This window comes from Paenibacillus sp. y28 (genome assembly GCF_037137075.1).
In the GTDB taxonomy this organism is placed as follows: Bacteria; Bacillota; Bacilli; order Paenibacillales; family NBRC-103111; genus JBBBNV01.
In genome coordinates this window covers 1-8,625 of record NZ_JBBBNV010000056.1, presented here as the reverse complement: position 1 = coordinate 8,625, position 8,625 = coordinate 1, and the positions used below count along the sequence as shown (strand labels likewise).

Sequence of the window (8,625 nt, the reverse complement as noted above, 5' to 3'; positions counted from 1 at the left end):
CAAGCCTTTCAAATGGGCATACAAGGGTAAAGCCCTGAGCGTTTAAACGTTGGCCTATTTGCGGAATATAGCACTAGGACCAGTGCCTTACGCCAAATTGCTTTTCCTTTGCGGCTCGGTTTGTAATACAATAGAACGTATTCCTTTGTACAACACAGAAACGAAGCCTGATTATGAGAAGCAGCTTCAGAACATGCACGTTGATCTTGGCAGGAGGCCGCCTGCTGGCTTGGGCGATGATGAACGATGCCCTGCACCCGGGCAATGGCCGTCATTATAGCAACCGGGTCGCTGTTCTGGAATATCATCACCTTGATCCGGCAGCCTCGGACTATACGATTACGCCGGAAATGCTCCAAGCGCATCTGATCGCGCTCCAGGCGAGCCATTATCAAATGATTTCGATGCAGCAGTTCCTCGAGCTGGACAAGCTGCAGGATGAAGCCACCGGTGCAGGCAAGCTCAAAATCAGATTAAAAGATGCAATTCCCCATTACCGCAAGATGTAAACCGGCGGCGCTTCCCCCCGCATCAGCTCATCCGCTGCCCCTTCGTTCCATTCAGGGGGATGAACCGGCCGGAAGCCAAAATCATTTGAGACGACGGGAGGCTTTTCCATGAAACAGGGCCCCTTTGAATATCCCGCCTTGGAAACGCCGCGTCTGCGGCTGCGAAAATTGACAACTGCCGATGCGCAGGCTATGTTCCAATACTGCTCGGATCCTGCTGTGACCCGTTTTACCACCTGGTATCCCCATCCGTCCCAGGATGTGACGGAGGCTTTCATCCGTGCTGCCATTCGGATGTACGAGGAAGGACAGGCCGCCCCGTGGGGCATAGAGGACAAAGCAGCGGGCAGCCTTATCGGCACCTGCGGCTTCGTTAACTGGAGCACTCAGCATGCGAAGGCGGAGCTTGGCTATGCGCTATCGCAAGCATACTGGCGGCAGGGCTATATGACCGAGGCTGTCCGGGCCCTGATGTCATACGGGTTTGAGATCATGCAGCTTGTCCGCATCGAAGCCCGCTGCCATGTCGACAACCGGGCCTCCGCCAACGTGTTGGAGAAAAATGGAATGCAGCTGGAAGGCATCATGAGAAAGCACCTCTTCGCCAAAGGCCGCTTCGAGGATGTATGCATGTATGCGATGATTCATGAGGAGAACGGCAGACGGCGGGAGACGGCTAGCCGCGCGGCCGGCGAGTTCTTTTCAGGCATTTGAAAGAAAGGAGAATATAATGAACCCGTCATTTATGGAAGCACAATTGCGGAGATGCAACCGAAACTTCGTGATTGCCAATCTGCTTTTGTTTGTCTTTGTGCTTGGCATCAGCTTCTTCTATCAAAGAGCGCTCTTTAATTATTGGTTTGGCCCGTTTGAGATCCGCTCTGAGGAGCTGGTTGCGATAAAGGATACGTATGAGCAGCATAAAATTAACGTCCGTTTTGAACCGGATGAGGTATACGAGGCAGTCGCCAGTCAGGTGCACTGGCTGGAGGATTCATTTGCAAGGATGAAGAGCAAAGAAGAAACAGACTATGACTTCTCTTATATCAAGGTCAACGATAAATTCATTATCGTCCGGACGCTGCCCGATGAAGCCGTTCCTGTTCCTCTCACTGGAACCATCTTCCCACTGAAAGTGGCTGTTCTAGCCGAGGTCCTGAAGGGAGCCGGGAAATTGGACCAGGGTGGCGATTTTTTGCCGTTCTTTATTGATACCACACATTCCTTGGATAGCAATGTGCAAGTCCTGCTGTGGATACAGGGCATCACCGGCGCTCTGCTCCTCTTTAATTTGGCTCGTCTGATCTTCAGAGTGACGAATCCCGAGCGTCACCCGGTTTATAAAAAGCTGGCTCTGTTCGGAGACTCCGAGCAAAGCGCTGAAGAAATTGATCAAGAATGGGCCGTTCTTCCGGAGCATGCCCGGAAGGGACATATCCTTATGACCTCCACCTGGATTGTCAGGAAAACCATCTTCTCCTTGAAATTTTCCAGGAACCGGCATGATGACGATACCCGCTTCTCACTGAAGATATAACACCGTCTGGAGCTAATTCAAGCAGTGTATGGAGAGATGTGGCTTGTTCGAACCATCGATACCAAGCAGCATACCGCAACAGCCAGCCTGACTTGATTCTATCGTTTTCTCCTGATAAAACCGCCCAGTATTTTCTTGAAAAAGCCCTCCAAATCACGTTTGTTCATTCATAATATTCACAATATAAGAAAAACCGTCTGTGCTTCTCGCGCTGGCGAAATTCACAGACGGTCCTGCTCGCTGCGGGGACTAAGCGCTGGTTAGTTTCCTGCCTGCCGAAATAAGCTACGTCACTCTACTGCTTCATTCATCATGATTCATTCCGCCGACACCCGCACAAGCTGAAGCCGGTCTGTGCCGGGCTCCCGCTCAGCCCGCAATACAAATGAAAACCGGTTTAGCGCCAGGCACAAGCCAAAGTCCTCCTCCGGTGCCGACGCTTCCCCGACCAAATCCAAAAAGCTGCCCGTCCGCCGCTCATCCCGCAGCTGCCGGATCACCGCATCGAAATCGCCCGGACGTCCCTCCAGCTCCGCCTTGATCCATTCGGCGCACAGGGTATCCTCGTCCGCCTCTTCTTCGCCGCCAAGACCCATACATACGAGAGACACATGCTGCGGCTGCTTCGTGCGAATGTACTGCGCGATGGCGCCGGCATTGACGAAGCTGCCGGTGATGATTTCATCCGCCTGCTGCGCGCCTACAATGCCCTGTGTGCCGGCGCTCGTCGTATGCACCATCGTTTTGCCGGTCAGCTGACCGTTCCGGCCCGCCTGCTGCAGCTGCCACGGAGAGTTGCCATAATCAAAGCCCGGAAGCATCACCCCGCCGCGCTCCCCGACGAGAATAAATTCGGGATTGTCCTTCTTCAAAGCATAAGCCTCTTCCTGCCTGCCGATAGGGTAAATTCGGGCAACACCGCCCTCCAGAGCATAACAAGCGGCGGAGAATGCCCGAAACACATCGATAATGACGGTCAGACCGCGGGCCTGCCGCGCCCCTTCCAGCAATTGATAAATCTGAATATCCATACGGTGTTTCCCCTTCCTCTCGGACCTCTTCATCCTAGTAAAGCCTAGCTCCGGCTTCGAACCTCAAAAATGGCGAATTTGAGGTAGTCGCCCTCCTCCGCTCCCAGTAATCGCGGATGATCCTTGCCTGCGCCACGGTACTCAATAAGCCGCAGCACCTTCCCGGCATCCTGAGCCGCCTCCTGAACCGTTTGCAGAAACCGGTCAGGCCGCACATGATAAGAGCAGCTGGCGGTAACCAAATACCCGCCTTCATTAATAATCTTGAGCGCATGCAGATTAATGTCCTTGTAGCCGCGGCAGGCGCTCTCAACAGCGGAACGCGTCTTGGCGAATGCAGGCGGGTCAAGAATGACGACGTCCCACGTCCGGCCTTCCGACGTAAGCGGCTTTGAGGTATCCACCTTGCTCTTTCCTGCTCCGCTTTGGCCTTGAGCGGCTTCCGCACGCTGCTTCCGCTCATCCAGACCTTTTATTTGCTGACGCAAATAATCGAACGCATCGGCAACGACGAATTCTACCCGCTCCCCGAATTCATTGAGCTCCACGTTTCTGCGTGCAGTATCAATCGCATGAGCGGATATATCCAGGCAGGTCACTTTTTTAGCCCCCGCCCGGCAGGCGTTCAAGGTGAAGCTTCCCGTATGCGAGAAGCATTCCAGCACGGTTGCCCCGTCCCAATAAGGAAAGGTAACCTCTTTGCCGCCACGGTTCACAGGAACGAGACTCCGGCCGCCTTCCGGGTTCTCCCGCTCCTCCAGCGTAATGCCGCTGCGGCTCCCCCAGCCCAGCATAAGCGGCGCGATCGCGGCGCGGTTATCCCGCTGATCGAAGAAATAGCCGGTTTTTTGCCCCTGAACGATATCGACCTCCAGCTTAAGCCCGTTCTCTTCGATAAGGATGTGCCGCGGGCATTCCCCATACAGCACACCGGTGCGCTGCTCCAGTCCCTCCAGCTCGCGGACTGCCACATCGCTGCGTTCGTAAATGCCTTGCGGAGCGAATACCTCCACTAGCGCCTCTACCAGCTCGTCCCGGTACATATCCATACCAAGACTTAGTATCTGAACGACAAGCACGGAACCGAACTTATCCACAACGAGCCCGGGCAAGGAATCTCCTTCCCCGTATACCATCCGGCACGCGCCGGTATCGGACAAGAAGCGCTCGCGGTGCGCCTTGCAGCGTCTGAAGCGCTCGGCAAAAAAAGCCCGATCCAGCTTGTCTACAGGCTCATATGCCATAATCCGTACCGTAATTTGGGAAGCTGGATTTACCGTACCCACAGCCAGAAAACGGCCGCGGTGATCCAGCACCTGAACCAGCGATCCGGGTACAACCTCCCCCTCCACCCGTTCAATCTCATTTTGATAAACCCAAGGATGTCCCTGTTCCAGCCGTTTTTTGCGGCTGCGCTGCAAATAAACCGATGTCATGAAGTGAAGCTCCCCCTATTGTTTTTATCTCCATCTTGCCACTGCTGCCGGTTTCCCGGCTTCTTCTATCTGTGGGCTATTAATACTGCCCGGAGCCGGCTTGCCCCTGCACAATCGCTACCCCCGAGCTGGTCCCAAGCCGGGTTGCTCCCGCTTCAATCATTCGAAGAGCCGCCTGTATGTCCCGGATACCGCCAGACGCTTTGACGCCGATCGACGCACTGACCGACCCCCGCATGAGGCGAATGTCCTCCACAGTGGCTCCGCCGGGCCCAAAGCCGGTGGACGTTTTTACAAAATGAGCGCCGGCTTGCTCGGAAATGCGGCAGGCTGTTTTTTTCTGCTCCTCGTTAAGCAGTCCCGTCTCCATAATTACTTTTACAATCGCTTGACCGCGAACCGCCTCGACAACGGCTTCAATATCGTGTTGAACCGTCGTATAGCTGCCCTCCAGCAGGTGGCCGACAGAAAGCACCATATCGATTTCCACCGCGCCGTCCTGAGCGGCCTGATGCGCTTCCGCAGCTTTTAAGCGCGCTGCCATCGCCCCCAAGGGGAAGCCGCATACAGCACTGATGCGAACCGCGCTGCCCTCCAGCTCGCGACGGCACAGCGGCACCCAGGCTCCGTTTACACAAACGCTGTAAAATTGATGCTGGCGCGCTTCCTCGCACAGCTTGCGAATCGCCGCTTCCCCCGCCTCAGGCTTTAGCAGCGTATGGTCAATGAATGCCGCAAGCTCTGCAGGCTGCAAGGCGCCCTTCGCGCCGCTCCCCGCTTCATTTGAATTCGCCATTAGTCATGCACCTCGATTCCTAGTTTTTCAAGTGCTTTGCGAAGCACGCCATCATTGTTGTCGTACCCGTGCTGCCGCTGCTGCCTCCAGGCCTCCGCCGGGCTCAGCCATTCCACGCCGCGAATTTCTTCAACTTGGGCATGCAGCTCGCCGCTTACGGCCTCGACCAAAAAATAGTGGACCTCCTTCTGCACATTCCCTGCGTTCGGGTGCTGAAAATGGTAGCCGATACGCGCCAAGGGCTCCACAATAACGCCCTCAATGCCTGTCTCCTCCGAGATTTCCCGCAGCGCGGTCTGCTCGACGGTCTCTCCGGTCTCCATCTTGCCTTTCGGCAGCGTGATCTTGCCAAATCGGTCCTGAATCAATTGAACTTCAAGAAGGTCTCCTGTTTTCCGGTAAACCACGCCTCCTGCTGATATTTCTCTCATCCCGATTTTCTCCTCTCCTGAAAATCCGTTAGGTCATGCTGTTCCCGACCTATAATCAAGAAGGATTTCACCCGCAGCGGCCGCACTTCCTGCGGTACACCTTGCGAATGAAACCCTCCCCTTGCCGGCCGTATGCGGCCGTGCTGTCTCTCAATCTGTCAACCTTCCGGTCTGCTAGGCGCGCAGAAGCACACGCTCAGAAGCATTGTCCCGCTCTTCAGATACATGCCTCAGCTTCGGCGCTTCTACCGCTTCGCCGCGGCATTCGTTGACGCCTGCTTCCGTAATCCGGACGCGTACGATTTCGCCAATCCAGCTTTCCGGCCCTTCGAAGACGACGTTCAAATAGTTATCGCTGTACCCTTGAATCAGGCCGCTGCCTTCCGTCCCTTTATGGGCCCGCTCCGGAATAACCTCCAGCACTTGACCGACGTACGGCTTCGCATACTCCAGCTGCATCCGTTCAGACAAATCAATCAGGCGGTGAACACGCTCATTTTTGACCTCTTCATCGATTTGGTCCTCCATACGAGCCGCCGGAGTTCCGGTTCGCTTCGAATAAGGGAACACGTGCATTTCAGCGAATTTCATTTGTTCCATAAACCGGAAGCCCTCTTCGAACATCTCTTCCGTTTCCCCCGGGAAGCCGACAATAATGTCCGTCGTAATAGCAACCCCCGGCAGCGCTTGATGGAGCAGCTCAATTTTGCGGGCAAACTCGGCCGTGGTATACTTGCGGCGCATCCGCTTCAAAACATCATCCTGGCCGGCCTGCAGCGGCACGTGAAGATGACGGCACATTTTGTCCGATCTGTTTAGCACTTCAATAACCTCATCCGTAATTTGGCTGGCTTCAATCGAGCTAATACGGATACGCTTCAGCCCCTCCACACGGTCCAAGTCACGCAGAAGCTGCGCCAGGCTGTAATCCTCCAAATCCTCCCCATAGCCGCCGGTGTGAATCCCCGTCAGCACAATTTCCTGGTAGCCGGCCTGTACAAGCATTTGCGCCTGCTTCAGTACGCTCTCCGGGGTACGGCTCCGCATCAGGCCGCGGGACCAAGGTATAATACAGAACGTACAGAAATTGTTACAGCCCTCTTGAATTTTGAGAAAGGCCCGGGTCCGGTCGGCAAAATCAGGCACATCCAGCTCCTCGAATTCCCGGGTTTTCATAATGTTGCGCACCGCGTTAATCGGCTGGCGCTCCGTTTCATACTGCTTCACCAGCGGAATGATCTTATCCCGATCCTGCGTTCCGATGACCAGGTCAACGCCGGGAATAGCCGCCACTTCAGCAGGCGAGGTTTGCGCGTAGCACCCGGTTACGGCAATAATCGCCTCCGGATTGCGGCGAATGGCACGGCGTATGATTTGACGGCTTTTTTTGTCGCCGGTATTCGTGACCGTACACGTATTAATGACATAAACATCTGCGGTTTGCTCAAAGTCAATCTGCTCATAGCCTTCCTGCTTGAACAACTGCCAAATCGCTTCGGTGTCGTAAAAGTTTACTTTGCAGCCCAATGTATGAAAAGCCACTGTTGGCATTGCTTCAACCTCCCATTTCTCCGGCTTCATATAATATACAGCTGAGTGCGGCCATAGCCGCAGTTTCGGTGCGTAAAATCCGCCTGCCAAGACTAATTGCCCGGCACCCTGCGCTCTCCGCCTCGGCAACCTCCCGCTCGCTGAAGCCGCCCTCAGGGCCAATAACGACGAGAATCGCCGTCCGGTTCGTACCGTCTGGCTTCTGCTTGCTGTCCGCCCCGGCTTGCCCGCCGCAGCCGGCGCTGTCAATCGCAGCCTGCACCGCTGCCCGGATTCCCTGCCCCTGCGGCTTCTCATAGCAGATGAGCCCACTGTCCGCCTGGGCCGCTTCGGCCAGCAGCTGCTTCCAGGTCAGCGGCGCGGATATGTCCGGCACCCGGTTGCGATGAGCCTGCTCCGCCGCTTCCTTGGCAATTTTTTGCCACCGCTCCAGCCGCTTGGCTTCCTTCTTCGCTTCGTACTGCACGACAGTGCGCTCAGAAACAAAAGGAATGAAGCGCGCCGCGCCAAGCTCGGTGCATTTTTGAATCACGGTTTCCATCTTGTCGCCCTTCGGAAGGCTCTGCGCAATCCAGACCTGAATGTGCGGCTCATTCTCCATCGGAAGCTCCCGCACGATCCGGGCGGTAACCTCCTGCTTCTCCAACAGGACAAGCTCCGCTTCCACTTCCCGGTTTGCCCCGTCACTGCATATGATGAGATCGCCCGGCTCCGCCCGCATCACCCGGATAAGATGATGGGCATCGTCGCCGGTAATCCTTACTGAATCGGCACTGAACTGCGTTCCGTCCACGAAATAACGCTGCATCGTATTGTTGTCACCAGCCTAGTCATTAACGAGCCTAATTTCATAAAACACAAAAAAACCTCAAACTTCATCATACAACTTTTCAAAAGCAAATGCCACCTATGTTCACGCATTTCTACAAGCTGAATTCATCCCCTAGAATAGCTAAAATAGGTAAAATGACCAAAATACGGAATAGAATCGAGAGTTGGGTCTGGAGTATATGAAACCTCACATTCCGCCCCCCCGAGACTCAACTAATGGCGAATTTTGGTGTATGCTTGAGTCATAGTTCAGGAGTCGGGAGCGATTGAGAATATGCAACTGGAAAATTTCTATGAGGTCGGTTATCTGCCGTTACTCAGCGGCTTCGTATTACCCTCAACGAGCTGGGCCGGAAGCTAAAAACCCCCTTCATCCGCTGTTTCTGCGGTCGAAAGGGGGTTGCTGTTTCTTACGAAAAATGCAGGCTTTACGTCGCTTCGTTCATTCGTGATGGTGATTGCATTGTGATGGAGGGTGCCCGGAACACTCATGAATGTTTGGT

The 8,625-nt window shown here is 54.8% G+C and carries 10 protein-coding genes; 3 read left to right on the top strand and 7 right to left on the bottom strand.

Translation table 11 applies throughout. From position 1 onward, the window contains the following. Positions 1 to 206 precede the first annotated feature (206 nt). Positions 207 to 509: a hypothetical protein gene (locus WBG83_RS21935; protein WP_336747517.1), complete on the top strand. Its 303-nt coding sequence runs from the start codon at positions 207 to 209 to the stop codon at positions 507 to 509. Here WBG83_RS21935 and WBG83_RS21930 read toward each other — a convergent pair. After that, positions 494 to 619, bottom strand: coding sequence for a hypothetical protein (locus WBG83_RS21930; protein ID WP_336747516.1), 126 nt, complete (start codon positions 617 to 619; stop codon positions 494 to 496). The two genes, WBG83_RS21935 and WBG83_RS21930, sit on opposite strands and share 16 nt — an antisense overlap. Between WBG83_RS21930 and WBG83_RS21925 the strand changes: the two genes are divergently transcribed. Together WBG83_RS21925 and WBG83_RS21920 are read left to right on the top strand one after the other, a co-directional pair. Beyond that, positions 618 to 1,223, top strand: coding sequence for a GNAT family N-acetyltransferase (locus WBG83_RS21925; protein WP_336747514.1), 606 nt, complete (start codon positions 618 to 620; stop codon positions 1,221 to 1,223). The two genes, WBG83_RS21930 and WBG83_RS21925, sit on opposite strands and share 2 nt — an antisense overlap. Before the next feature lie 16 nt (positions 1,224 to 1,239). Next, a complete protein-coding gene (locus WBG83_RS21920) occupies positions 1,240 to 2,046 on the top strand; it encodes a hypothetical protein (RefSeq protein ID WP_336747513.1) in 807 nt (268 codons plus the stop codon). 317 nt (positions 2,047 to 2,363) lie between these two features. Here WBG83_RS21920 and WBG83_RS21915 read toward each other — a convergent pair whose 3' ends face one another. The 6 genes from WBG83_RS21915 to WBG83_RS21890 all read right to left on the bottom strand — a co-directional run bounded on the left by WBG83_RS21915 (position 2,364) and on the right by WBG83_RS21890 (position 8,099). Continuing rightward, complete coding sequence (locus WBG83_RS21915; RefSeq protein ID WP_336747512.1) at positions 2,364 to 3,077, bottom strand: 2-phosphosulfolactate phosphatase; 714 nt, start codon at positions 3,075 to 3,077, stop codon at positions 2,364 to 2,366. A 44-nt stretch (positions 3,078 to 3,121) separates the two neighbouring features. Continuing rightward, positions 3,122 to 4,513, bottom strand: a complete 1,392-nt coding sequence (locus tag WBG83_RS21910) for a class I SAM-dependent rRNA methyltransferase (RefSeq protein WP_336747511.1) — start codon at positions 4,511 to 4,513, stop codon at positions 3,122 to 3,124. 79 nt (positions 4,514 to 4,592) lie between these two features. Beyond that, on the bottom strand, positions 4,593 to 5,309 hold the full coding sequence (gene deoC, locus WBG83_RS21905; RefSeq protein WP_336747510.1) for a deoxyribose-phosphate aldolase: 717 nt from the start codon (positions 5,307 to 5,309) through the stop codon (positions 4,593 to 4,595). After that, on the bottom strand, positions 5,309 to 5,740 hold the full coding sequence (locus WBG83_RS21900; protein ID WP_336747509.1) for an NUDIX hydrolase: 432 nt from the start codon (positions 5,738 to 5,740) through the stop codon (positions 5,309 to 5,311). The genes deoC and WBG83_RS21900 overlap by 1 nt, the downstream gene beginning before the upstream one ends. Positions 5,741 to 5,914: 174 nt before the next feature. Then, positions 5,915 to 7,291 (bottom strand): tRNA (N(6)-L-threonylcarbamoyladenosine(37)-C(2))-methylthiotransferase MtaB, encoded by a 1,377-nt coding sequence (gene mtaB / locus WBG83_RS21895; protein WP_336747508.1) that lies wholly within the window; start codon positions 7,289 to 7,291, stop codon positions 5,915 to 5,917. A 4-nt stretch (positions 7,292 to 7,295) separates the two neighbouring features. Then, positions 7,296 to 8,099, bottom strand: a complete 804-nt coding sequence (locus WBG83_RS21890; protein WP_336747506.1) for a 16S rRNA (uracil(1498)-N(3))-methyltransferase — start codon at positions 8,097 to 8,099, stop codon at positions 7,296 to 7,298. Positions 8,100 to 8,625 lie beyond the last annotated feature (526 nt).